The organism is Pseudomonas sp. CFBP13509 (genome assembly GCF_005233485.1).
Classification (GTDB): Bacteria; Pseudomonadota; Gammaproteobacteria; order Pseudomonadales; family Pseudomonadaceae; genus Aquipseudomonas; species Aquipseudomonas marginalis.
Genome location: NZ_QGAA01000018.1, coordinates 91190 through 115739, shown reverse-complemented (window position 1 = coordinate 115739; position 24550 = coordinate 91190). Strand labels below are relative to the sequence as shown.

Genomic DNA, 24550 nt, shown 5'->3' with positions numbered 1-24550 from the left:
TCATCGTCAAGATTAAATTCCGAAACCCCATTTGCGAAAGCAGGTGGGGTTTTGTTTTGGGCGGTCGGAAAGTGCGAAGAGGCGCCTCGGGAGGGGCTTCAGTGCTAAAGTCCATGCCCTCGATTTTGCTTTTCCCAAGGAAGCCGTTATGCCGGATGCGACGTCCCTCAGCGCTGGATTCATGGTGGTTCACGGCAACCGCTTGGACGAACTGCGCAGCCTGGTGGTGAGTTGGATGCGCCGTTATCCCCTGGCGCCCCTGGAAAACGAAATCGCCCTGGTACAAAGCAACGGCATTGCCCAGTGGCTCAAACTGGCCTTGGCTGAAGACCCGGAAGACGACGATATGGGAGGCTGCGGAATTGCCGCCGCCATCGATGTACAGCTCCCCGGCAGCTTCATGTGGCAGCTCTATCGCATGGTCCTGGGACGTGACGAAATCCCTCCAAAATCCCTGCTCGATAAAGCCCCGCTCACTTGGCGCCTGATGCGCCTGCTCCCGGAACTCATCGATCAACAGCACTTCGAGCCGTTGCAACGCTTCTTGACCCACGACTCCGACCTGCGCAAACGCTACCAACTGGCGGAACGACTGGCTGACCTGTTCGACCAATACCAGGTCTACCGCGCTGACTGGCTGGAAGACTGGGCCGCTGGCCGTCATCAATTGCGTAACGGTCGAGGCGAATCAAAGCCACTCAGCCCGGCCAACTGCTGGCAAGCCGAGTTATGGCGCGCGCTGCTGTTGGACGTCGGTGAAGAGGGCATGGCCGAAAGCCGCGCCGGCGTGCACCAGCGCTTTATCGAACGTATCAATGCGCTTGAGCAAGCGCCGAAGGGGCTGCCTTCCCGGGTGATTGTCTTCGGGATTTCTTCCTTGCCCGCCCAAGCGCTGGAGGCGCTGGCCGGCCTGGCCCGTTTCAGCCAAGTCCTGCTGTGCGTGCACAACCCGTGTCGCCACCATTGGTCCGACATCGTGGCCGACAAAGACCTGCTGCGTAACGAATACAAGCGCCAGGCGCGCAAAGCCGGCATGCCCGTTACCATCGACCCACAAACCCTGCACCAACATGCTCATCCGCTGTTGGCCGCCTGGGGCAAACAAGGTCGTGATTACATCAGCCTGCTGGACAGTTACGACGATCCCAACAGCTACCGCGCCGCTTTTCGCGATGGTCGAATCGACCTGTTCAGCGACAGCGAGCCCACCACACTGCTCAACCAGCTTCAGGACGATATCCTCGAACTGCGCCCGCTCAATGAGACTCGGGAACAATGGCCGGCTGTCGATCTGGAGCGTGATACATCCATCCGCTTCCACATTGCCCACAGCGCCCAACGCGAAGTGGAGATTCTCCACGACCAATTGCTCCAACGCTTCAGCGCCGACCCCACGCTTCGCCCAAGGGACATCATCGTCATGGTCCCCGACGTCGACAGCTATGCGCCGCATATCCGCGCGGTATTCGGTCAACTGGACAGAATCGACCCCCGCTTCATCCCCTTCACCCTGACCGATCAAGGTCAGCGCGGCCGCGATCCCCTGCTGATCGCCGTTGAACACCTGCTCAAACTCCCTGACAGCCGCTTCCCCGTCAGCGAGATTCTCGACCTGTTGGATGTCCCGGCCTTGCGCGAACGCTTCGCCATCAAGGAGCGCGATCTGCCCACACTGCACCGCTGGATCGAAGGCGCTGGCATCCGTTGGGGGCTCAACGCCGAGCAACGCGCGGGTCTCGGTCTGCCGAGTAAGCTGGAACAAAACAGTTGGCGATTTGGCCTTCGCCGTATGCTTCTAGGCTACGCCGTCGGCACCGGTGCAGCCTGCGAAGGCATTGAGCCCTACGACGAAATCGGCGGGCTTGATGCGGCCTTGATCGGCCCACTGGTCGCTTTGCTTGATGCGCTCAGCGATGCCCATCAAGCGCTGTCACAACCCGCAGCACCCCACGAATGGGGCGAGCGTCTGCAACGCCTGATGCAACTCTTCTTCCTACCCAGCAGCGAGCACGACGACTACCTGTTGGGTCAGCTTGAGCAACTCAGGGAAACCTGGTTGGAAACCTGCGAGTCCGTTGGCCTGCAGGATGAGTTACCGCTTACCGTAGTCCGCGAAGCCTGGCTGGCCGGCCTGGATCAAGGCCGTCTGTCCCAGCGCTTCCTCGCCGGAGCTGTCAATTTTTGCACCCTGATGCCCATGCGCGCCATCCCCTTCAAACTCGTCTGCCTGCTCGGCATGAACGATGGCGACTACCCACGCGCCCAACCACCGCTGGATTTCGACCTGATGGGCAGCGACTACCGGCCCGGCGACCGTTCGCGCCGCGAAGACGACCGTTACCTGCTGCTCGAAGCCCTGCTGTCCGCCCGCGACCAGCTCTATATCAGCTGGGTCGGCCGTAGCATCCGCGATAACAGCGAGCGCCCGGCCTCTGTACTCATCGGCCAACTGCGCGACCATATCGCCAGTGGCTGGCACAACGCACAAGAAACACCGCTACTGGACGCGATGACCCAGGAACACCCGCTCCAACCCTTCAGCGCCCGTTACTTCCACGAAGGTGATGCGCTGTTCAGCTATGCCCGCGAATGGCAGTTACTCCACCAAGCTGTGGATAACGTCCCCAAAGAGGATCAACTGGCGCAGCACCAACAGGAAGAGCCCCTGAGTCTCGGCCAGTTGCAGGACTTCCTGCGCAACCCGGTCAAACACTTCTTCAGCCAGCGTCTGAAAGTGTTCTTCGAAGCCGCCGAAGTACCCTTGGCCGATGAAGAACCCTTCGTGCTTGACGCGCTGCAACGCTACAGCCTGAGCGACAGCCTGTTGAACGCTGCGCTGTCCCAGCCCGAGCACCTCGACCAGGCCCTCAACGCCCAGGCTCTGCGGCTGCAAGGCAGTGGCCTGTTGCCGATGGTTGGTTTCGGCGAGTGCCTGCGCAACGAACTCATTGAGCCCCTGCCCGACTTGTTGCAACGCTACCAGCAGTTGCTGGCGCTCTGGCCAACGCCACACACCGCTGCAGAACCGATCAGTTTCGAGCATCAAGGTATAGCGCTGGAAGGCTGGATCAGCGGCCTGCATCGACGCAGTGATGGCGGATTGCTGAGTGTCACCACCATCCCCAATAGCATCGGCTCGATCAAAACACGCAAATGGCATCGTCTGATTCGTCCTTGGGTCAATCATGTGGTGGCCTGTGCCTGCGGTCTGTCGTTGAGCACGGGGTTGGTGGCCAGCGACGATACGTTGCTACTGGCCCCGCTGGATAAGCCCATCGCCCGGGAAATCCTCGGCAACCTGCTGTTGGCCTGGCACAGCGGCATGAGAGAGCCGCTCCCGGTAGCCGTCAAGACTGCCTTCGCCTGGCTCAGCCAAACCGATCCGGTCAAAGCCCACGCCGCCGCGAGCAAAGCCTATGAAGGTGACGGCCTGACCACCGACGGCGAGCGTCGCGAAACCCCGGCGCTCACCCGACAGTTCCCCGATTACGCCGCCCTGGTCGCCAGCGAAGAGTTCGAAGGCTGGTGCGAAACCTTGTATCGACCGCTCATCAACGCCCCATGGCGATCACTCACAGGCGAGGAGGCCGGCCCATGAGCAGCAAACCCTTGGCCCTGGCCTTCCCGTTGAATGGCAGCCAGCTGATTGAAGCCAGCGCCGGCACCGGCAAAACCTTCACCATCTCCGCCTTGTACCTGCGTCTGGTCCTTGGCCACGGTGACGGTGAGTCCGGTTTTGGCCGTGAACTGCTGCCGCCGCAAATCCTCGTGGTGACCTTTACCGATGCCGCCACCAAAGAGCTGCGCGAACGCATCCGCATTCGTTTGGCCGAAGCTGCACGTTTCTTCCGCGAAGAGATTGAACAGCCCGACGCGCTGATCGCCGACCTGCGTGCGCAATACCTCCCCGAGCAATGGCCCGCCTGTGCCAACCGCCTGGACATCGCCGCCCAGTGGATGGATGAAGCGGCGGTTTCCACGATTCACAGTTGGTGCCAGCGCATGCTGCGCGAACACGCGTTCGACAGCGGCAGCCTGTTCACCCAGACCCTGGAAACCGACCACAGTGACCTGCTCGGCGAAGTGCTGCGCGATTATTGGCGACTGTTCTGCTACCCGATGCACGACGACGTACTCAACTGGGTACGCAACAACTGGGGCGGCCCGGCCGCGTTGATGCCACGCGTGCGCGCACTGTTCGGCAGCGAACGGCCGACGGATGAAACCCGCGAACCCGCCGAGTTGATCAACGCTTGCCTGCAAGAACGCCGTGAAGCGTTGATAAACATCAAGGCTCCCTGGCAACAATGGGCCGCCGAGCTACGCGATATCTGTCTGCAAGCCGTAGCCGCCAAAGCCGTCGACGGCCGCAAGATGCAAGCGCGTTACTTCGAGCCCTGGTTCGAAAAGATCAGCGCCTGGGCCGCTGACGAAACCCTCGAGCAACTGGACATCGGCACCGGCTTCACTCGCCTCACCCCCGACGGCATGGCCGAAGCCTGGAAGGGCGACCCGCCGCAACACCCCGGCATCGACGCCATGGCCGGCCTCAAGGCCGCCCTCGACGCGCTGCCAACCCCCGACGCGGCGGTGTTGCAACACGCTGCCGTTTGGGTGGGCAACCGCTTTGAAGAAGAAAAACGCCGTCGTGCCGAAATGGGCTTTGACGACATGCTGATCCGCCTCAACGCTGCCCTGCGAGCCGATGGCGGCGAGCGTCTGGCCAGTGTGATCCGCGAGCAGTTCCCGGTGGCCCTGATCGACGAGTTCCAGGACACCGACCCAGTGCAGTACAGCATCTTCGACAGCATCTACCGTATCGAAGAGAACCACCTCGACAGCGGCCTGTTCCTGATTGGCGACCCCAAGCAAGCCATCTACGCCTTCCGCGGCGCCGATATCTACACCTATCTGCGTGCGCGCAAATCCACGCTCGGCCGTCATCACACCCTGGGCACCAACTTCCGTTCCAGCCATGCGATGGTCGAGGCAGTGAACCACGTGTTCCAGCGGGCGGAAACCGGCCGCGGCGCGTTCCTGTTCCGGGAGTCGAATGGCGACAACCCGGTGCCGTTCCACCCGGTGCTATCCCAAGGCCGCAAGGAAAAGCTGCAGGTAGACGGCCAAACGTTGCCGGCAATGAACCTGTGGCACCTGCCCACCGACCAGCCGGTTTCCAACGCGGTGTACCGCCAACAACTGGCCGGTGCCTGCGCCACCCGGATTGTCGAATTGCTCAACGGCGGGCAGCAAGGTACGGCCGGTTTCCTGCAGCCGGACGACAGCTTCCAAGGCGTACTGCCGTCGGACATCGCCATCCTCGTGCGCGACGGCAAGGAAGCCCAGGCCGTGCGCGCCGAGTTGGCGGCCCGTGGCGTGCGCAGCGTGTACCTGTCCGACAAGGACTCTGTCTTCGCCGCCCAGGAAGCCCACGACCTGCTCGCCTGGCTCAAGGCCTGTGCCGAGCCGGACGTCGAGCGGCCGCTGCGGGCCGCCCTGGCTTGCGTCACCTTGAACCTGTCACTGCCGGAACTGGAGCGTCTGAACCAGGACGAACTGGCGTGGGAAAGCCGCGTGATGCAGTTCCGAGGCTACCGCACGATCTGGCGCACCCAAGGCGTGTTGCCGATGCTGCGTCGCCTGCTGCACGACTTCAAACTGCCGCAAACCCTGATCGCCCGCAGCGACGGCGAACGTGTGCTGACCAACCTGTTGCACCTCAGCGAGTTGTTGCAACAAGCCGCGTCGGAACTGGACGGCGAACAGGCGTTGATCCGCCACCTGGCCGAGCACCTGGCGTTGTCCGGCCAGGCCGGCGAAGAGCAAATCCTGCGCCTGGAAAGTGACGAGCAACTGGTCAAGGTGGTGACCATTCACAAATCCAAGGGCCTGGAGTACGACCTGGTCTTCCTGCCTTTCATCTGCTCGGCCAAGCCGGTCGACGGCAGTCGCCTGCCGCTGCATTACCACGATGAACACGGCAAATCCCACGTCAGCCTGCGCCCGACCGCCGAGTTGATCGCCCAGGCCGACGATGAGCGCCTGGCCGAAGACCTGCGTTTGTTCTACGTGGCCCTGACCCGCGCCAAACATGCCTGCTGGCTCGGCGTTGCCGACCTCAAACGTGGCAACAGCAGCAGCTCGGTACTGCACCTGTCGGCGCTGGGTTACTTGCTCGGCGCCGGTGCGTCGTTGAGTGAGTCTGCCGGCCTCGCGCGTTGGCTGCTGGATCTGCAGGACGGCTGCCCGGCCATCCACTACGCCCCTGTGCCCGACGCCCAGGACATCCTGTTCCACCCGCCGCGCAACACCGCCCACTTGCTCGCGCCCTTGTTACCCAAGCGCAAGGCCGCCGAGAACTGGTGGATCGCGTCCTACAGTGCCTTGCGCATTGGCGACAGCATGAGCGTCGCCCACCTTGAAGCGCCCGAAAGCCCACAGGCGCAAAAGCTTTTCGATGACGAACGTCTCGATCCCGATGCACCGCGTGACGTGGCGGCGTCCGGCGCAGACATTCACCGTTTCCCACGCGGTCCGAACCCCGGCACCTTCCTTCACGGCCTGCTGGAGTGGGCCGGGGAAGAAGGCTTCAACGTGACCTCGCAAGCCATCGAACACGCCGTAGGCGCGCGCTGCAATCGCCGCAACTGGGAAGGCTGGATCGTCACCCTCAGCGATTGGCTGGGCCATCTGCTGCACACGCCGCTGCCGGTGGATAACGACCAGGTCGCCCTGAGCGACCTGCAGCACTACCAGATCGAAATGGAGTTCTGGTTCGCCAGCCATAAAGTCGACGTGCTCGCCCTCGACAAGCTGGTGTGCCAGTACACCCACAACGGTGTGTCCCGCGTCGCCGCCGAACCGGTGCTGCTCAACGGCATGTTCAAGGGTTTTATCGACCTCACCTTCGAACATGACGGCCGTTACTACGTGGCCGACTACAAATCCAACTGGCTCGGCCCTGACGATTCGGCCTACACCCAGGACGCCATGGAACAGTCGATCCTCGAGCACCGCTACGACCTGCAATACGTGCTTTACCTGCTCGCGCTGCATCGTCAACTCAAGGCGCGCCTGCCGGACTACGACTACGACCGTCATGTGGGTGGCGCGCTGTACCTGTTCCTGCGCGGCACTCAGGCCGTCAGCCGAGGGGCGTTTTTCACCCGGCCGCCACGGGAACTGATCGAAAGCCTGGACCTGCTGTTCCAGGGCAAGCCCATCCCGCCCAAGGCTGAGCCTGCCTGGGAACAAGGAGTGTTGTTATGAGCCTGTCGCCGTTACCGCTTGAGGCGTTAGCGCCCTTGAGCCGCGCCGCCGACCTGGTGCACCTGCTGGAGCGTTGGGTTGACAGGGGGTGGCTGCGGGCGTTGGACAAGGCGTTCGTGGGCTTCCTGCACGAGCTCGATCCACACGCCGACCCCTTGGTCCTCCTGGCGGCGGCGCTGACCAGCCATCAACTCGGCCACGGCCATGTGTGCCTGGACCTGTTCGAAACCCTCAACGCGCCGGATTTTGCCCTGTCCCTGCCGCCCGAAGGCGACCTGCAAAGCGGCGCCATGCTGCTGCCGTCGCAATTGCTCGACGGCCTCGACGGCGCCCACTGGTGCCATGCACTGGCCGCCAGCCCGTTGGTCGCCCTGGCGGTGGACGGCAGCGAATCGGCACACAGTCGTCCCCTGGTACTGTCGGGCAAACGCCTGTACCTGCGCCGCTACTGGACTTACGAACGACGTATCGACAGCGCCTTGCGCCTGCGTCTCGCCACCCAGGAAAACGTCGCCGCCGATTTGCCCCAGCGCTTGAATGGCTTGTTTGACCAGCCGGCGCCCGATGGCGTGATCGACTGGCAAAAACTCGCCTGCGCCCTGGCCACCCGCGGTGCATTCAGCATCGTCACCGGCGGCCCCGGCACCGGCAAGACCACCACCGTGGTGCGCCTGCTCGCGCTGTTGCAGGCGCCGGCCGTTGAGTCCGGCAGCCCGCTGCGTATCCGCTTGGCCGCGCCGACCGGTAAGGCCGCCGCGCGTTTGACCGAATCCATCAGCCAGCAAGTGCTGTCGCTGACAGTGGCGCAAAGCGTGAAGGAAAAGATCCCGACCCAGGTCACCACGGTCCACCGCTTGCTGGGCAGTCGCCCGGGCACTCGGCACTTCCGCCATCACCTTGGCAACCCGCTGCCCCTGGATGTGCTGGTGGTGGACGAAGCCTCGATGATCGACCTGGAAATGATGGCTAACCTGCTGGATGCGTTACCGCCCCATGCTCGCCTGGTGTTGTTGGGCGACAAGGACCAGCTTGCCTCGGTAGAGGCCGGCGCCGTACTCGGTGATTTGTGCCGCGACGCCGAAGCTGGTTGGTACAGCCCCCACACCCGCCAATGGCTGCAAACCGTCAGCGGCGAAGACCTCAGCGCCAGTGGCCTGCACGAAGACCTCGATGGCAGCCATCCCTTGGCCCAGCAAGTGGTGATGTTGCGCTACTCGCGCCGTTTCGGCGAGGGCAGCGGCATTGGCCAGCTGGCGCGCTGGGTCAACCAGCAAAACGCCGAAGAGGCCCGCAAGCTGCTGGCCGCGCGCAGCCACAGCGACTTGTTCTGCGTCAGCCTCAAAGGCGAGCACGACCACGCCCTGGAGCGCCTTGTGCTGGACGGGCAGGGCGACGGCGCCCAGGGTTATCGCTATTACCTCAACCTGCTGCACAGCGCGCGCCCCACCGTCGACACCCCGCGCGATGACCTCGCCTGGACCCACTGGGCCCAGCAACTGCTGCAAGCCTTCGATGCGTTCCAACTGCTCTGCGCCGTGCGCAAGGGCCCTTGGGGGGTGGAGGGACTGAACCTACGCATCACGGCCGCCTTGCGCAAAGTGCGGCTGATCGAGGGGGATGAGCAATGGTACGAAGGCCGTCCGGTGTTGATGACGCGCAACGATTACGGCCTGGGCTTGATGAACGGCGATATCGGCATTGCCCTCAAACTGCCTGAAAGCGACGGCGGCCCCCAGGTGCTGCGGGTGGCTTTCCCACGTAACGATGGCCAGGGTGGCGTGCGCTTTGTCCTGCCCAGCCGTCTCAATGATGTGGAAACCGTGTACGCCATGACCGTGCACAAATCCCAGGGCTCGGAGTTCACCCACACCGCGCTGATCCTGCCGGACGCGCTGAACCCGGTGCTCACCAAAGAGTTGATCTACACCGGCATTACCCGCGCCAAGCGCTGGTTCAGCCTGATCGAACCCCGGGGCGGGGTGTTTGAAGAGGCCGTGCGACGCAAGGTCAAACGCTTGAGTGGGTTGATGCTGGCGTTGGGTCAGGAGTCAGAACTATCTGATGCTGTGCTATCGTTGCGGCATCACCCCGAAAACACCTGAGAGTATCGCTGCATGAACGTGGCCGTCTCGCCCACAGAGCGTAGTTTGAGCTGGAGGCGCCTGCTGCTGGTGGCGGTTCTATGCCTGCTGGCGCCCCGCGTATTTGCCGAGGGCCCAGGCCCGGCGGACCAGCGCGCCCAGGCGGTCACGCAAGTGGTACTCGGTATCCTCAGCTATGCCCGCTGGCCGGTAGAGCCGGAGCAACTGCGCCTGTGCATCGTCGGCCCGACCCAATACACCGACGACCTGATCAAAGGCACCACCCAGGCTACCGGTCGTCCGGTCGTGGTGCGGCGCCTGCTGGTCGACCACCCCGATGTGGTCAACGCCTGCGACGCCGTGTACATCGGCAAACTCAGCAATGACGAACGCAACCGCCTGTTTGCCTCGTTGATCGGCCACCCCGTGCTCAGCATCAGCGAAGGCGGCGACCAGTGCACCGTGGGCAGCCTGTTCTGCCTGCGGGTGGGCGATGAGCAAGTGTCGTTTGAGGTCAACCTCGACTCGGTGGCGCGCAGCGGCGTGCGCATTCATCCCAGCGTGTTGCAACTGTCCCGGCGCCGGGCGCCCGCCACATGAAAGTGGCGAACGTACGACCTACCCTGCGTTCCGTCATCGGCCGAGGGCACATGATCCTGGCGCTGGTGGCGGTGACGCTGGCCAGTGTTTCCCTGACCCTGCTCGGCGTGTTGGCGCTGCGGGTCTACGCCGAACACAACCTGCACCTGATCGCCCGGTCCATCAACTACACCGTGGAAGCGGCCGTGGTGTTCAACGACCGCGGCGCGGCCACCGAAGCCCTCAGCCTGATTGCCTCCACCGAAGAAGTCGCCCAGGCTGACGTGTTCGATAGCAGTGGCCGGCTGTTGGCGCACTGGGAACGTCCGGAAACCGGCATGCTCTCCCGGGTTGAACTGGCGCTGGCGCATACCCTGCTCGAGCAGCCCATCAGCCAACCGATCCTCCACCAGGGGCGCACCATCGGCAGTATTCACCTGACCGGCCACGGCGGTAGCCTGCTGCGCTTCCTGCTCAGCGGCCTGGCGGGGATCCTGATCTGCACCGTCCTCAGTGCCTGGGTCGCCCTGCACTTGGCGCGGCGTCTGTTGCGTGGCATTACGCAGCCGCTGCAAAGCCTCGCCGCCGTGGCCCACGCCGCCCGCAGCGAGCGTGACTTCGACCGCCGCGTGCCGCCGGCCCGCATCGCCGAACTCGACAGCCTGGGCAGCGACTTCAATGCCTTGCTTGGCGAGATGGAAGCCTGGCAAAACCATCTGCAAAGCGAAAACGAAACTCTCGCCCACAAGGCCAACCACGACAGCCTTACCGGTCTGCCCAACCGCGCGTACTTCGAAGGCCGCCTGATTCGCGCGCTGCGCAGCGCCGCCAAAGCCAAGGAGCAGGTGGCCGTGCTGTACCTCGACAGCGACCGGTTCAAAGAGATCAATGACAGCTTCGGCCATGCCGCCGGTGATGCCGTGCTGGTGGCCGTCGCCGAACGGGTGCGTGCGCAATTGCGTGAAGATGACCTGGTAGCGCGCCTGGGCGGTGACGAGTTCGCCATCCTGCTGGCGCCGCTGCACAAGGTGGAAGACGCCCAGCGCATTGCCGAAAAAATCATCGCCAGCATGGACATGCCGATTGCCGTGCCTGGCGACACCCAGGTGTTGACCTCCCTCAGTATTGGTATCGCCATCTACCCCGAACATGGCGTCACACCCGGCACCTTGCTCAATGCCGCCGATGCGGCGATGTACCAGGCCAAGCGTTTGTCCTCGGGTGGCCAGCAAACGGCGGAGTCGGAGAGCCCCGTCGTCAACGTTCAACACAGGAGTTGATCCCTTGTTCTCGACCGCGCGTCTTATGTTTATCACCCTGCTGGTGACACTGCTCGCCCTTGGCGGCTGCCAGACGGCGCCTCCCAAAGGCCTGACCCCGGCGCAAGTCGCCGTCCTCAAGCAACAGGGCTTCGAGCTTACCGATGACGGCTGGGCGTTCGGTCTGTCCGGCAAAGTGCTGTTTGGCAGTGACGTCGAAACCCTTAACCAACCCAGCACCGACATCGTCCAGCGCATCGGCAAGGCCCTGCTGGGTGTAGGCATCGAGCGCGTACGCGTCGATGGCCACACCGACGGCTCGGGCAAGGAAACCTACAACCAGCAACTGTCCCTGCGCCGCGCGAAAAGCGTGGCGACGGTGCTGCAGGGCGTGGGCATGAAAGAGGAAAACATCCAGCTGCGTGGGCTGGGCAGCAGTAAACCGGTGGACACCAACGACACAGCGGAAGGGCGTACCGAGAATCGGCGGGTGTCGATTGTGGTGATCGCGGACTGAGCCGGCAGCCCGATTTCAATCTGAAATCCAATCAAAATGTGGGAGAGGGCTTGCCACCTCCCACATTCCTGCAATTTAAGGGGAGTTATCGTTGCTGGCCCTTAATCCGCAAACCGCATCTCCCTTGTCTCCCCCATCAACAACCCCTGGTTCTGCTCCGTCACTTCCCTGATGTAATCCCACAGCAGAGTAATCCGCTTCAACTTCCTCAGGTCCTCCCGGCAATACATCCAGAACTGCCGGGTAATCGCAATCTGCTCCCCCAGCACCGGCAGCAACCGTGGATCCTGCGCCGCCAGAAAGCACGGCAAGATCGCCATCGACCGCCCTTGCTGCGCCGCCACGTACTGCGCAATCACGCTGGTACTGCGCAGGCTGGCGCTGGCGCCGGGCACGACGTTGGCCAGGTACAGCAGCTCCGAGCTGAAGGCCAGATCATCCACATAGCTGATAAACGGATGCTCGGCCAAATCTGCCGGTTTGTGGATAGGCGGGTGTTGGTCGAGGTATTCCTGGGTCGCGTACAGCTGCAGTTTGTAGTCGCACAGTTTGCAGCACACGTAGGGCCCGTGTTCCGGGCGTTCCAGGGCGATGACGATGTCGGCTTCGCGCTTGGACAGGCTGATGAAGTGGGGCAGGGGCAGGATGTCGACCGAGATGGCGGGGTAGGTGTCGACGAAGTGGCTCAACTGCGGGGTGACGAAGAAGCTGCCGAAGCCTTCGGTGCAGCCCATGCGCACATGGCCGGACAGCGCCACGCCGGAGCCGGACACTTGCTCGCAGGCCATGTGCAGGGTGCTTTCGATGGACTCGGCGTAGCCCAGCAAACGCTGGCCTTCGGGGGTTAGGACGAAGCCGTTGGTCCGGGATTTTTCGAACAGCAGCGTACCGAGGGACACTTCCAATGAGCTGATGCGCCGCGACACGGTGGTGTAGTCCACCGCCAGGCGCTTGGCGGCGACGCTGGCCTTGCGGGTGCGGGCCACTTCGAGGAAAAACTTCAGGTCATCCCAATTCAGGGAACCCAGTGATGTGATGTTTTTTTGCATATTGGACCGGCTTTTATGTGCGTTCTTATTAGAGATTTGCACATCTATACTCCAAAAACAGTCCGAACGCCTCATTCTTCAAGGCGATTCAAGCGCCTTGTCTCTGCATAAATATAAGAGTTGGAGACCACATGAACGCATCTGCCGATATTTCCGTGCAACAGGTCAAGTTGCTCATCAATGGTGAGTGGGTCGAGTCCAAGACCACCCATTGGCAAGACATCGTCAACCCGGCCACCCAGCAAGTGCTGGCCAAAGTCCCGTTCGCCACGGCCGATGAAGTCAATGCCGCCATCGACGCCGCCCATCAAGCCTTCCAGACCTGGAAGCTGACGCCGATCGGCGCGCGCATGCGCATCATGCTCAAGCTGCAAGCCCTGATCCGCGAACACTCCAAGCGCATCGCGGTGGTCCTCAGCGCCGAGCAGGGCAAGACCATTGCCGATGCCGAGGGCGATATTTTCCGTGGCCTGGAAGTGGTGGAGCACGCCTGCTCCATCGGCACCCTGCAAATGGGCGAGTTCGCCGAGAACGTCGCCGGTGGCGTCGATACCTACACCCTGCGCCAACCCATTGGCGTGTGTGCCGGCATTACCCCGTTCAACTTCCCGGCGATGATTCCGCTGTGGATGTTCCCGATGGCCATCGCCTGCGGCAACACCTTCGTTCTCAAGCCGTCCGAACAAGACCCACTTTCGACCCTGCTGTTGGTGGAGCTGGCGCTGGAAGCCGGCGTACCGGCGGGTGTGCTCAACGTGGTGCACGGCGGCAAGGACGTGGTGGATGCGCTGTGCACCCATAAAGACATCAAGGCTGTGTCCTTTGTCGGTTCGACTGCCGTCGGCACTCATGTCTACGACCTGGCCGGCAAGCACGGCAAGCGCGTGCAATCGATGATGGGCGCCAAGAACCACGCCGTGGTGCTGCCGGATGCCAACCGCGAGCACACCCTCAATGCCCTCGTCGGTGCCGGTTTCGGCGCGGCGGGCCAGCGTTGCATGGCCACCTCGGTGGTGGTGCTGGTGGGCGCGGCCAAGCAATGGCTGCCGGATCTGAAAGCGCTGGCGCAAAAGCTCAAGGTCAACGCCGGCAGTGAAGCCGGCACGGATGTCGGCCCGGTGATCTCCAAGCGCGCCAAGGCCCGTATCCTGGAATTGATCGAAAGCGGCGTGAAAGAAGGCGCCAAGCTCGAGCTGGATGGCCGCGACATCAAGGTGCCGGGCTTCGAGCAAGGCAACTTCGTCGGTCCGACCCTGTTCTCGGGCGTGACCACCGATATGCAGATCTACACCCAGGAAATCTTCGGCCCGGTGCTGGTGGTGCTGGAAGTCGACACCCTCGATCAGGCCATTGCGCTGGTCAACGCCAACCCGTTCGGCAACGGCACCGGCCTGTTCACCCAGAGCGGGGCGGCGGCGCGTAAATTCCAGAGCGAAATCGATGTGGGCCAGGTCGGTATCAACATCCCGATCCCGGTGCCGGTGCCGTTCTTCAGCTTCACCGGTTCCCGTGGCTCCAAGCTCGGCGACCTCGGCCCGTACGGCAAGCAAGTGGTGCAGTTCTACACCCAGACCAAGACCGTCACCAGCCGTTGGTTTGACGACGACACGGTCAACGATGGCGTCAATACCACCATCAACCTGCGCTGATTCGGGAGACGACCATGAAGATTGCATTTATCGGCTTGGGCAACATGGGCGCACCGATGGCCCGCAACCTGATCAAGGCCGGCCATGGGCTGAACCTGTTCGACCTGAACCAGACGGTGCTCAAGGAACTCGCCGAATTGGGCGGCAACATCAGCGACTCGCCGCGTGACGCTGCCCGCGGCGCCGAGCTGGTGATCACCATGCTGCCCGCCGCCGCCCATGTGCGCAGTGTCTGGTTGAATGAAGACGGTGTGCTGGCGGGGATCGGCAACGGCGTGCCCGCGGTGGATTGCAGCACCATCGATCCACAGACCGCGCGCGACGTCGCCGCTGCTGCCGCCAAGCAAGGCGTGGTGATGGCCGACGCACCGGTCTCCGGCGGCACCGGCGGGGCGCAGGCCGGGACCCTGACCTTCATGGTCGGCGCCACCCCGGAACTGTTCGCCACCCTGCAACCGGTGCTGGCACAGATGGGCCGCAACATCGTGCACTGCGGCGATGTGGGCACCGGGCAAATCGCCAAGATCTGCAACAACCTGCTGCTCGGCATCAGCATGGTCGGCGTCAGCGAAGCCATGGCCTTGGGCGACGCGCTGGGCATCGATACCCAGGTGCTGGCCGGGATCATCAACAGCTCCACCGGGCGCTGCTGGAGTTCCGACACCTACAACCCATGGCCGGGCGTGATCGAAACCGCGCCGTCGTCCCGTGGCTATACCGGCGGGTTCGGCGCCGATTTGATGCTCAAGGATTTGGGCCTGGCTACCGAGGCGGCGCGCCAGGCGAAACAGCCGGTGATTCTGGGGGCTGTGGCTCAGCAGTTGTACCAATCGATGAGTCAGCGTGGGGAAGGGGGCCAAGACTTCTCGGCGATTATCAACAGCTACCGCAAGCCCAAATAAGGGCATTCAGGGACGAGCATTGTGGTGAGCGGGCTTGCCCCGCGCTGGGGCGCGAAGCGGCCCTGAAACCAGACGCCGCATTCTTTCTGAGAGAATGCGGCGTTTTTTATTGGGGCTGCTTTGCAGCCCAGCGCGGGGCAAGCCCGCTCACCACAGAAGGCGACTGCACCACAAAAAACTCAAGCAAACACAAAATACTTACGTACCGTCTCGACCACTTCCCACGTTCCCTTCATCCCTGGCTCCACCACAAAGATATCCCCAGCCCGCAAGTGAATCGGTTCCATCCCCTCAGGCGTGATCACGCAGTAGCCTTCCTGGAAATGGCAGTATTCCCATTTCACATATTCGACATACCACTTGCCCGGCGTGCAGATCCAGGTGCCCATGATCTTGCTGCCGTCTTCGCTGGTGTAGGCGTTGAGGTTGACGGTGTGCGGGTCGCCTTCGAGCTTTTCCCATTTGCAGGCATCCAGGACCGGCAGGGGGTGGGTGTCGCGCAGTACGGTGATGGGCTTGGACATGATGACTCCGAGGCAGGGAATGGAAAGATGCACCCTAAGGCCTGGGACGTTGCGCCAGTGGTCTGAACTCGACATCGGGATGCCCAGAAGCGCAGGTGAACACGACTCCTCAAGCCATGTGCAGTCAATGTGGGAGGGGGCTTGCCCCCGATGGCGCCGGGTCAGCCGACACTTTTGAGCGTGAATCAGTGATTTCCTCGCAGTAAGTGCGAAAGAAGTCACTCACGGCGCACGAATTCGCAAGAAAATTCACGTCTGGCCCTCGTATCATTCACCCCAGTAACCGCCGAGAGCCTTCAAATGACCTCAATAAAAACGTGGTGGGATATCAGCCCGCCCTTGAGCACGGCAACCCCGACCTGGCCGGGCGATACGCCGTTCCAGGAAGAGCGTGTGTGGCAGTTCGGCCCGGAGTGCCCGGTGAATGTCGGACGCATCACCCTGTCGCCGCACACCGGCGCCCATGTGGATGCGCCGCTGCATTACAGCGCCGACGGAGCGCCGATTGGCGAGGTGTCGCTGGAGGTGTACATGGGCCCGTGCCGGGTGCTGCATTGCCTGGACAGCGGTGCGCTGGTCCAGCCCCATCAGTTGCAAGGGCGTGTGGATAACCTGCCGGAGCGCGTGCTGCTGCGTACTTATCCACAAGCACCGCTGACCGAATGGGATTCGAACTTCACCGCCATCGCCCCGCAGACCATTGAACTGCTGGCCGGCCTGGGTGTGCGCCTGATCGGTATCGACACGCCCTCCCTGGACCCGCAACAGTCCAAGACCATGGATGCCCACAACGCCGTGGCGCGGCATGGCATGGCGATCCTTGAAGGCATCGTGCTCGACGACGTACCGGAGGGCGACTACGAACTGATCGCCCTGCCGCTGCGTTTCGCCAACCTGGACGCCAGCCCGGTCCGTGCCATTCTCCGCCCGCTCAAGGAGCCCACGCGATGAGCCAATGTCCTTTCTCTGCCGACTACCAGCCACCGGAAGAATGGCATAACGCCGAACTGAATTTTTCCGAGTCCATGAGCTACGGCGACTACCTGGACCTGGGCAAAGTGCTCAGCGCCCAGCACCCGCTGTCGCCGGACCACAACGAAATGCTCTTCATCATCCAGCACCAGACCTCCGAGCTGTGGATGAAGCTGATGCTCCACGAACTCAAGGCCGCCCGCGAACACGTGCGCCTGGGCGAGTTGCCGCCGGCATTCAAGATGCTGGCGCGGGTGTCGCGGATCTTCGATCAACTGGTGCACGCCTGGGCCGTGCTGGCGACCATGACGCCGTCGGAATACAAGGCGATTCGCCCGTTCCTGGGGCAATCGTCCGGGTTCCAGTCGTTCCAGTACCGCGAGATCGAATTTATCCTCGGCAACAAGAGCCCGGCGCTGTTGCGCCCCCACGCCCATCGGCCTGAGTTGTTGCAAGAGTTGCAGGTAGCGATTGCCACACCGTCGCTGTATGACGAGGCGATCAACCTGATGATCAAGGCCGGCCTGGCGATTGATCCGAAACGTGCCGAACGCGACCCGACGGCGGCGACGGTTCACGATGAGTCGGTGGAGGCGGCGTGGCGCGAGGTGTATCGCGATCCGAGCCGGTATTGGGACTTGTATCAGTTGGCCGAGAAGTTTATCGACCTGGAGGATTCGTTCCGCCAATGGCGCTTCCGGCATGTGACCACAGTGGAGCGGATTATCGGCTTCCAGCCCGGCACCGGCGGCACCGAGGGCGTGGGTTACCTGCGCAAGATGCTCGACACCGTGCTGTTCCCCGAGCTGTGGCGAGTGCGCTCCACGCTGTAAACAAAAAGCCCCGGATCACCGGGGCTTTTCATTTGCAATGCAATCAAATGCGGGAGGCGGCGACCGCTTTCGTCTTGCTCATTCGCAACCGGTAGGCCACATAGATAACCCCCACCCAAACCGGCATCGCATACACCGACTCGCGAATCCCCGGGATCGCCAGCATCACGCTGATGATCATCAGCATGAACGCCAGGCACAGGTAGTTGCTGAACGGGAACCAGAAGGTCTTGAACGACGGTGTTACCCCTTGCTCACCCATGGCTTTGCGGAACTTGATGTGGGTGATGCTGATCAGCGCCCAGTTGATCATCAGCGAGGCAACCACCAGCGCGAACAGCAGCTCCAGGGCACTTTGCGGTGCCACGTAGTTGACCACCACGCACAGCATCGTCACCAGCGCCGAGATCGCCAGGGCTCGCAGCGGTACGCCTTGCTTGTTGAGCTTCATCAGCGCTTTCGGCGCATCGCCTTGCTCGGCCAGGCCGAACAGCATGCGGCTGTTGCAGTACACGCCGCTGTTGTACACCGACAGCGCCGCGGTCAGCACCACGAAGTTGAGGATGTGGGCGGCGGTGTCGTTGCCGATCAGCGAGAAGATCTGCACAAACGGGCTGCCGCTGTAGGCATCGCCTGACGCGCCGAGGGTTTGCAGCAGTTGATCCCATGGGTACAGCGACAGCAGTACGGTCAATGCGCCGACGTAGAAAATCAGGATCCGGTACACCACCTGGTTGATCGCCTTGGGGATCACCTTGCGGGGCTCACTGGCCTCGGCAGCGGTGATACCCACCAGCTCCAGGCCGCCGAACGAGAACATGATGAAGGCCATGGACATCAACAGCCCCATGCCGCCATTCGGGAAGAATCCGCCGTGGCTCCACAGGTTGCTGACCGACGCTTGCGGGCCGCCGGTGCCGCTGAACAGCAGGTAACAGCCGAGCACGATCATGCCGACAATCGCCACCACCTTGATGATCGCGAACCAGAACTCCGCTTCACCGAAGAACTTCACGTTCAGGGTGTTGATCAGGTTCACCGCGACAAAGAACACCAGGGCGCTGACCCAGGTCGGGATCTGCGGCCACCAGAACTGGATGTACTTGCCCACCGCAGTCAGCTCGGCCATGCCCACCAGCACGTAGAGCACCCAGTAGTTCCAGCCGGCCAGGAAGCCCGCGTAACCGCCCCAGTATTTGTGCGCGAAGTGGCTGAACGAGCCGGCCACCGGTTCTTCGACGATCATCTCGCCGAGCTGGCGCATGATCAGGAACGCGATGAAACCGGCGATCGCGTAGCCCAGGATCATCGACGGCCCTGCCGACTTGAGTACCCCGGCCGAACCGAGGAACAGCCCCGTGCCTATCGCCCCGCCCAAGGCGATCAACTGAATATGCCGGTTCTTAAGGCCACGCTTGAGGCCTGCCGGGTTAACCATGTCATCCGCCATTAACGTTCCCTTCTACTTGTTTTTCTCGGGGTAGAACCCCTCAGAAGTGCTGAGGAGTCAGATATTACTCTGCGTAAACTTTTCGTAATACAGCTGAACGCCATCAAGTGCCTGATCCGCCAGCCATTGTTGGATGGATTCGACCATTGGCGGAGGGCCGCACACGTACATATCCGCCAATCCGTCGCGCAATTCGGCCAGGTCGAAATGCTCGGTGAGGTAGCCGCGCTTGCCGGCCCAGTCGGGGGCGGCATCGCTGAGGACTTCGGTGTAGCGAAAACCCGGCAGTTTCGCCGCATAGGCCGCGATGCGTGGGGCTTCGCATAAGTCCTCGGCGCCGCGTACGCCATAGTAGAGATGCACCGGCTGGTTGCAGCCGGTGGCGGCCAGTTGATCGAGCATGCCCAGCAGCGCCGACAGCCCGGTGCCGCCGGCGACCAGCACCAGCGGTTGGGTCACATGGCGCAGGTAGAACGCACCCAGCGGTGCTTCCATCCGCAGTTCATCGCCGACTTGGCAGCGCTCACGCAGGTAGTTGCTCATCACCCCATCGGGCAGCAAGCGGATCAGGAACTGCAATTGATTGCCCGCCAGGTTGGCGAAGGAGTAGGAACGCCAATGGCCTGTGCCCGGTACCGCAAGGCGCGCATATTGGCCCGGTAGAAAATCCAGCGGCGCATCCAACTGCACCTTCAGGATCGCCGTGCTGGTCGACACCTGTTGCACCTCGCTGACCGTCCCGCGCACTTGCACCGGCCCCGGCGCATTGCACAGGCTCGAATCAAAGTCGAAGTAGAACGCCGCGTCGGACTTCACCCGCGTCTGGCAACTGAGCATCTTGCGCTGTTGCAGGTCGAGCCTAGAGAGGGCTTCCTCGTCCACATAGTCCTGGGTGTAGTCACCCGACTCGCACCGCCCCTGGCAGGTGCCGCACACGCCTTCGCGGCAGTCCAGGGGGATCTTGATGCCATTGCGCAGCGCCGCATCCAACAGGATTTCATTTGCGCCCACCGGGAAAAACAGGGTCTTGCCGTCGGCAAAACTGAAGGCCACTTTGTGATTCATGTGTTGTTCTCTGCATATTTATGACGTACGTACGGCCTGTTGTGGTGAGCGGGCTTGCCCCGCGCTGGGCTGCGAAGCAGCCCCATGAGAGTCGCCGCATTTTTCCCGCCAAACCGCAGTGCTTGCACCAAGGGCCGCTGCGCGACCCAGCGCGGGGCAAGCCCGCTCATCACAAAAAGCCCGCTCACCACAACAACAAGGGTGCTTTAGAGGTGATAGAAATCCAGCACCGAATTGATGGTGTCGTTAAGCAGCAGCGCATGCTTGCGAGTGATCAGCCAACTGTCGCCATGGGGCTTGAGGCGATAGGTGGCATGCCCGTAGAACTGCTCCGATGTGGCCAGCCGATAGAACAGCGTGTGCCAGTTCAACCGGACCTCCAGCGTGCCGTCCGCCTGCTCGGCGATGCGTACGTTGTTGATCAGGTGCAAGGTGCGCGGCATCGGTGTAGCGGACGCCGCCTTGCCGGTGCGCAGGCGGAACACGCGGTCTTCCAAGCCCGAACGGTTGGCGTAGTAGATCAGCGACATCTCGCGCTTGGGGTCGCGGGTGTAGACGTGCTCCGAGTCCCATTGCGGCAGGTGGAATTCGCTCTGGGGGTCGAACAACTGCACGTAGGCGTCCCAGTCCTGGGCGTCGCACAGCTCGGACTTAAGGTAGAAAAACTGCTCGATCCGATACTGCAATGGCGCATTCATCATTCCACCTCCCGCAGTGTCAGCGCGTGTTGGTCCAGGCCCTTGAGCAGGAAGTGCTGCCAGTTGCGGTGCTGGTTGACGTACAGGCCTTCATGGGTGAATTCGGTGCCGGTCATGGCCGGCGAGATGCCGATGGCTTCGCTGTTCGGCGTTGGCCCGGTTTCCCAGCGATGGCTGCCGCGTGAAATATCGCTCCAGCGTTCCAGGCGGCCCTGGAAACCACGCTGGGCTTCGCGGAACTCCACCAGGTCGTCCGGTGTGCCCATGCCCGAGACGTTGAAGAAGTCTTCGAACTGGCGAATACGGTTTTCACGGTCGGCGTCGGATTCGCCTTTCACCCCCAGGCACTGGCTGATGATCTCGGTCTTGTTCCACGCCACCGGACGAATGATGCGCAGCTGCGAGCTGATCTGGTCGAGGAAGAACAGGCTCGGGTAGATATTCAGGTTACGCAGGCGGTGCATCATCCACTCGGCCTTCTGCTGGCCATGCTCTTGTACCAGGCGCGGCATGATGGTGGCGTAGCCGGAGCGCACGCTGGGGTTGGGCATGTCGCTGAACAGCACGCTGTGGCCATTGTTGAAGGCGAACCAGCCGTCATCGGTGTTGGCGTCGCCGGCGCCGAGCTTGCTGTAGTCCAGGGTGCTGGCGGACCCGCTGCCGCTCTCGGTATTCACCTGCTGGCGATGCTGCACCGTGGCCACGTAGTTGTAGTGCACGGTGCTGACGTGATACCCGTCCAGGCCGTTTTCGTTTTGCAGTTTCCAGTTGCCGTCGTAGGTGTAGGCCGACTTGCCCGGCAGCACCTCCAACTCACCAGTGGCGGACTGCGCGACCATCATGTCGAAGAACACTTTGGCGTCGCCGAGGAAGTCTTCCAGGCTGTCACGGCCATTCACATCCAGGCTGATGAAGACAAAACCCTTGTAGCTCTCGATGCGGGCCTTTTTCAGGCCGCGCGTTGCCTTGTCGAAACTTTCCGGATATTCCCCCGGCGCCTTGACCTTCACCAGCCTGCCATCGCTCTTGTAGCACCAGGCGTGGAACGGACAGGTGAAGGTGGACTGGTTGCCTTTGCCGACCCGGGTCAGGGTGGTGCCGCGATGCTGGCAGGCGTTGACCAGCGCATTGAGCCGGCCCTCGCCATCACGGGTAATGATCATCGGCTGGCGCCCGGCGCGCATCGTCACGAAGTCATGATGATTGGCCAGTTCGCTTTCATGGCAGGCGTAGATCCAGTTCTTCTCGAAGATCAACTCCATCTCAAGATCAAACAGCTCCGGCTCGGTGAACATGTCGCGGGCGATGCGGAATACGGCGTCTGCCGGGCGAAAATCCAGGCAGCTCTCGATAAAGCTTTTCCATTGCTCGACGCTTCTTGCACCACTCATGGGAGGCACCTTTTGATAATGGCTGAACAGGTGAGCCATTAAGAGGCTGCGGCAAGGTGGCGGGCTATCCGCTTAATGGGGGAAGGTGGGCCGCAAAGTTGGGCAGCAAATACCCACGGTGGTGCAGGGCGGTGACGCGACGCGCTACCGTCTGGCGAGGCAAGGGGCGTCAACACCTGCGGTTTATCCACATAGTGGACGGTTGCTATCCACCCGGTTGCAATCGGGCCGGCGTGGCGTAGAACTTGCTGTGGAGCCACAACGACGCGCCGCCAGAGCGCGCAACCGCCTGACCGCCGTGGGTGCACACTGATGAATAGTCCTACACGCGATATCCATGTCCAACGCTTCGACCTCGAAGGCGCCCGCAGCTGGATGTCCGGCATTTGCGGGCCGCACCGCCTGGCGACGAGCACGCCCGAGCGCCTGCGCTTTCATCACAGTGCCAACGTGTTCAAGTCCCGGGCCACCACCCTGGGCGTGATCGAATACGGCACCGACGTGACCATCGATATCGAAGACGCCGAGCACTTCAGCAGCTACAGCCTCACGCTGCCGTTGGTGGGTGAGCAGGAGCTGAGCAAGAACGGCCAACGCCTGAGTTCCAACCGTGACCAGGGCGTGATCATTGCGCCCAATGAACACCAGGTGCTGGCCATATCCGGTGACTGCCGCAAGTTGCAGGTGGTGATCACGCGGGCGGCGATGAGCGAGTCGCTGGAGGGCTTGCTGCAACGGCCGGTTGACGCGCCGCTGCAATTTGAACCGGTGATGGATGCGGTGGAGGGGGCGTCGGCGTCGTGGTGGCGCATGGCGCGCTACTTCATCGCCGAATTGGAGTGCCGTAGCGAATTGTATGAACAGGCGGCGTTCACCCGTGACCTGGAAAGCTCATTGATCAAGGGCCTGATCCTCGCCCAGCCGAACAACTACTCGGAAGAACTGCGCGCCGTACTGGGGGTGAAACTGCCCCATTACCTGATCCGTGCGCGCCAATACATTCACGCCAACGCCCGCGAGGCGCTGCACCTGGAAGACCTGGAAACCGCTGCCGGGGTGTCGCGGTTCAAGCTGTTCGATGCGTTTCGCAAGTACTTTGCCCTGTCACCCATGGCCTACCTGAAGAAGCACCGGCTGAGTGCGGTGCGCCAGGAAATCCTCGAGCACGGATCGATCCGCACCATCTCCGAGATCGCCTTCGGCTGGGGCTTTACCCACCTGGGGCGGTTCTCGGCGGAGTATCGAAAACTGTTCGATGAATCCCCCAGCCAGACGCTGCAACGCATGCGTATGCGCAGTACTTGAACCTGATGAAGATCAACCTGTGGGAGGGGCGGTACCTGGGCGATTTCAGATCAGTTCTTCAACCAACTGCAGGCAATGACTGAGCCCCGGCGACTGATCATTCACCCGTCGGCTGAGAATGATCGGCGAGGTCGCCGTCGCTTCCACAACCGGCGTGTAGCCGATATCCGCGCGATGCAGCACCTGCACCGACGCCGGCACCAGTGTCACGCCCATGCCCGCACCGACCAGGCCGATGGCGGTCTGCAGTTCGTTGGTCCACTGCGCCACCTTGAGGCTCAGGCCGTGGGCGTCGAACAGTGCAATCACATGGTCGGCATAGCTGGGGCGCGGGTTACCGGGGTAGAGCACAAACGGCTCGGCGGCCAGTTGGGCGAGGGTCGCGGGTGCATCGAGCAATGGGTGGCCGGCGGGCAGCACGGCGACCAACCGATCCTCCACCAGCACGCGCTGGACGATGGCCGGGTCGTCGATACGAATGCGCCCGAAGCCCACGTCGATACGTCCGGCCTTGAGCGCCTCGACCTGCTGCAAGGTGGTCATCTCCGACAGCCCCAACTCCAGTTCCAACGCCTCATGGCTGCGCAACCGCCGGATCAATTCCGGCAGCACGCCATACAAGGTCGACGGCGCAAAGCCGATGCCCAGCCAGGTCTTCTCGCCCTGGCCGATGCGGCGGGTGTTGTCGCAGACCTTGGCCAATTGTTCGAGCAACACATTGGCGTGCTCATAGAAAAACCGCCCGGCTTCGGTCAGCCGCAGCGGTCGGCCACGCTCCAGCAGAATCACGCCCAATTCCTCTTCCAATTGTTGGATCTGCCGGCTCAACGGTGGCTGGGCGATGTGCAGGCGTTCGGCCGCGCGGGTGAAGTTGAGGGTCTGCCCCAACACCTGGAAGTAGCGCAGATGACGCAGTTCCATAACGGCTCCTTTCATACCTTAAGGGTATTGCTCGAGACTAATTCTATATTGGAAGCCAGGAAAAATGCGGCACAGAATCGACGTAA

Annotated in this window: 18 protein-coding genes; 11 read left to right on the top strand and 7 right to left on the bottom strand. The window is 62.3% G+C overall.

Translation table 11 applies throughout. The annotated features are described in order from the left end of the window. Positions 1-148: 148 nt before the first annotated feature. The 6 genes from recC to PspCFBP13509_RS25185 are packed head-to-tail and all read left to right on the top strand — an operon-like array spanning position 149 to position 11705. Positions 149-3598 (top strand): exodeoxyribonuclease V subunit gamma, encoded by a 3450-nt coding sequence (recC, locus tag PspCFBP13509_RS25210; RefSeq protein WP_065925938.1) that lies wholly within the window; start codon positions 149-151, stop codon positions 3596-3598. After that, positions 3595-7269, top strand: a complete 3675-nt coding sequence (gene recB / locus PspCFBP13509_RS25205) for an exodeoxyribonuclease V subunit beta (RefSeq protein ID WP_065925939.1) — start codon at positions 3595-3597, stop codon at positions 7267-7269. Before recC ends, recB begins: the two co-directional genes overlap by 4 nt. Next, entirely contained in the window at positions 7266-9371 is a 2106-nt protein-coding gene (gene recD, locus PspCFBP13509_RS25200) for an exodeoxyribonuclease V subunit alpha (protein ID WP_065947231.1), read from the top strand. The genes recB and recD overlap by 4 nt, the downstream gene beginning before the upstream one ends. A 12-nt stretch (positions 9372-9383) precedes the next feature. After that, a complete protein-coding gene (locus PspCFBP13509_RS25195) occupies positions 9384-9950 on the top strand; it encodes a YfiR family protein (RefSeq protein WP_065925941.1) in 567 nt (188 codons plus the stop codon). Continuing rightward, on the top strand, positions 9947-11209 hold the full coding sequence (locus PspCFBP13509_RS25190) for a diguanylate cyclase domain-containing protein (RefSeq protein ID WP_065925942.1): 1263 nt from the start codon (positions 9947-9949) through the stop codon (positions 11207-11209). The genes PspCFBP13509_RS25195 and PspCFBP13509_RS25190 overlap by 4 nt, the downstream gene beginning before the upstream one ends. A gap of 4 nt (positions 11210-11213) precedes the next feature. Continuing rightward, positions 11214-11705, top strand: a complete 492-nt coding sequence (locus tag PspCFBP13509_RS25185) for an OmpA family protein (protein WP_065925943.1) — start codon at positions 11214-11216, stop codon at positions 11703-11705. 101 nt (positions 11706-11806) lie between these two features. On the opposite strand, the gene PspCFBP13509_RS25180 is transcribed toward PspCFBP13509_RS25185, so the two are convergent. Continuing rightward, positions 11807-12754, bottom strand: a complete 948-nt coding sequence (locus PspCFBP13509_RS25180) for a LysR family transcriptional regulator (RefSeq protein ID WP_065925944.1) — start codon at positions 12752-12754, stop codon at positions 11807-11809. A gap of 131 nt (positions 12755-12885) precedes the next feature. On the opposite strand from PspCFBP13509_RS25180, the gene PspCFBP13509_RS25175 reads away from it, so the two are divergent. Both PspCFBP13509_RS25175 and mmsB read left to right on the top strand, forming a co-directional pair. After that, positions 12886-14403, top strand: a complete 1518-nt coding sequence (locus PspCFBP13509_RS25175; RefSeq protein ID WP_065925945.1) for a CoA-acylating methylmalonate-semialdehyde dehydrogenase — start codon at positions 12886-12888, stop codon at positions 14401-14403. Between the two features lie 14 nt (positions 14404-14417). After that, positions 14418-15305, top strand: a complete 888-nt coding sequence (mmsB, locus tag PspCFBP13509_RS25170; RefSeq protein WP_065925946.1) for a 3-hydroxyisobutyrate dehydrogenase — start codon at positions 14418-14420, stop codon at positions 15303-15305. A 179-nt stretch (positions 15306-15484) separates the two neighbouring features. On the opposite strand, the gene PspCFBP13509_RS25165 is transcribed toward mmsB, so the two are convergent. Next, positions 15485-15829 (bottom strand): cupin domain-containing protein, encoded by a 345-nt coding sequence (locus PspCFBP13509_RS25165; protein ID WP_003230905.1) that lies wholly within the window; start codon positions 15827-15829, stop codon positions 15485-15487. Positions 15830-16129: 300 nt separating this feature from the next. Here PspCFBP13509_RS25165 and kynB point away from each other — a divergent pair, with 300 nt between their 5' ends. Together kynB and kynA are read left to right on the top strand one after the other, a co-directional pair. Next, positions 16130-16780 (top strand): arylformamidase, encoded by a 651-nt coding sequence (gene kynB, locus PspCFBP13509_RS25160; RefSeq protein ID WP_065925947.1) that lies wholly within the window; start codon positions 16130-16132, stop codon positions 16778-16780. Continuing rightward, a complete protein-coding gene (kynA, locus tag PspCFBP13509_RS25155; RefSeq protein ID WP_090400760.1) occupies positions 16777-17634 on the top strand; it encodes a tryptophan 2,3-dioxygenase in 858 nt (285 codons plus the stop codon). The genes kynB and kynA overlap by 4 nt, the downstream gene beginning before the upstream one ends. 43 nt (positions 17635-17677) lie before the next feature. Here the strand turns inward: kynA and PspCFBP13509_RS25150 are convergent, their stop codons facing one another. The 4 genes from PspCFBP13509_RS25150 to antA all read right to left on the bottom strand — a co-directional run bounded on the left by PspCFBP13509_RS25150 (position 17678) and on the right by antA (position 22238). Further along, complete coding sequence (locus PspCFBP13509_RS25150) at positions 17678-19084, bottom strand: amino acid permease (protein ID WP_065925948.1); 1407 nt, start codon at positions 19082-19084, stop codon at positions 17678-17680. 57 nt (positions 19085-19141) lie between these two features. Continuing rightward, entirely contained in the window at positions 19142-20149 is a 1008-nt protein-coding gene (gene antC, locus PspCFBP13509_RS25145; protein ID WP_065925949.1) for an anthranilate 1,2-dioxygenase electron transfer component AntC, read from the bottom strand. A 206-nt stretch (positions 20150-20355) separates the two neighbouring features. Continuing rightward, the gene (gene antB / locus PspCFBP13509_RS25140) at positions 20356-20847 is read right to left on the bottom strand and encodes an anthranilate 1,2-dioxygenase small subunit (protein ID WP_065925950.1); all 492 of its coding nucleotides are present in this window, start codon (positions 20845-20847) and stop codon (positions 20356-20358) included. Continuing rightward, on the bottom strand, positions 20847-22238 hold the full coding sequence (gene antA / locus PspCFBP13509_RS25135) for an anthranilate 1,2-dioxygenase large subunit (protein WP_065925951.1): 1392 nt from the start codon (positions 22236-22238) through the stop codon (positions 20847-20849). The genes antB and antA overlap by 1 nt, the downstream gene beginning before the upstream one ends. Positions 22239-22550: 312 nt before the next feature. Between antA and PspCFBP13509_RS25130 the strand changes: the two genes are divergently transcribed. Continuing rightward, a complete protein-coding gene (locus PspCFBP13509_RS25130) occupies positions 22551-23543 on the top strand; it encodes an AraC family transcriptional regulator (RefSeq protein ID WP_137212848.1) in 993 nt (330 codons plus the stop codon). Between the two features lie 45 nt (positions 23544-23588). On the opposite strand, the gene PspCFBP13509_RS25125 is transcribed toward PspCFBP13509_RS25130, so the two are convergent. Then, the gene (locus PspCFBP13509_RS25125) at positions 23589-24464 is read right to left on the bottom strand and encodes a LysR family transcriptional regulator (protein ID WP_065925953.1); all 876 of its coding nucleotides are present in this window, start codon (positions 24462-24464) and stop codon (positions 23589-23591) included. Between the last annotated feature and the right edge of the window lie 86 nt (positions 24465-24550).

Excerpts from the sequence above, each read along its gene's own strand:
- recC (WP_065925938.1), top strand. The coding sequence starts at position 149 with ATGCCGGATGCGACGTCCCTCAGCGCTGGATTCATGGTGGTTCACGGC.
- recB (WP_065925939.1), top strand. The coding sequence starts at position 3,595 with ATGAGCAGCAAACCCTTGGCCCTGGCCTTCCCGTTGAATGGCAGCCAG.
- recD (WP_065947231.1), top strand. The coding sequence starts at position 7,266 with ATGAGCCTGTCGCCGTTACCGCTTGAGGCGTTAGCGCCCTTGAGCCGC.
- PspCFBP13509_RS25195 (WP_065925941.1), top strand. The coding sequence starts at position 9,384 with ATGAACGTGGCCGTCTCGCCCACAGAGCGTAGTTTGAGCTGGAGGCGC.
- PspCFBP13509_RS25190 (WP_065925942.1), top strand. The coding sequence starts at position 9,947 with ATGAAAGTGGCGAACGTACGACCTACCCTGCGTTCCGTCATCGGCCGA.
- PspCFBP13509_RS25180 (WP_065925944.1), bottom strand. The coding sequence starts at position 12,754 with ATGCAAAAAAACATCACATCACTGGGTTCCCTGAATTGGGATGACCTG.
- PspCFBP13509_RS25175 (WP_065925945.1), top strand. The coding sequence starts at position 12,886 with ATGAACGCATCTGCCGATATTTCCGTGCAACAGGTCAAGTTGCTCATC.
- mmsB (WP_065925946.1), top strand. The coding sequence starts at position 14,418 with ATGAAGATTGCATTTATCGGCTTGGGCAACATGGGCGCACCGATGGCC.
- PspCFBP13509_RS25165 (WP_003230905.1), bottom strand. The coding sequence starts at position 15,829 with ATGTCCAAGCCCATCACCGTACTGCGCGACACCCACCCCCTGCCGGTC.
- kynB (WP_065925947.1), top strand. The coding sequence starts at position 16,130 with ATGACCTCAATAAAAACGTGGTGGGATATCAGCCCGCCCTTGAGCACG.
- kynA (WP_090400760.1), top strand. The coding sequence starts at position 16,777 with ATGAGCCAATGTCCTTTCTCTGCCGACTACCAGCCACCGGAAGAATGG.
- PspCFBP13509_RS25150 (WP_065925948.1), bottom strand. The coding sequence starts at position 19,084 with ATGGCGGATGACATGGTTAACCCGGCAGGCCTCAAGCGTGGCCTTAAG.
- antC (WP_065925949.1), bottom strand. The coding sequence starts at position 20,149 with ATGAATCACAAAGTGGCCTTCAGTTTTGCCGACGGCAAGACCCTGTTT.
- antB (WP_065925950.1), bottom strand. The coding sequence starts at position 20,847 with ATGAATGCGCCATTGCAGTATCGGATCGAGCAGTTTTTCTACCTTAAG.
- antA (WP_065925951.1), bottom strand. The coding sequence starts at position 22,238 with ATGAGTGGTGCAAGAAGCGTCGAGCAATGGAAAAGCTTTATCGAGAGC.
- PspCFBP13509_RS25130 (WP_137212848.1), top strand. The coding sequence starts at position 22,551 with ATGAATAGTCCTACACGCGATATCCATGTCCAACGCTTCGACCTCGAA.
- PspCFBP13509_RS25125 (WP_065925953.1), bottom strand. The coding sequence starts at position 24,464 with ATGGAACTGCGTCATCTGCGCTACTTCCAGGTGTTGGGGCAGACCCTC.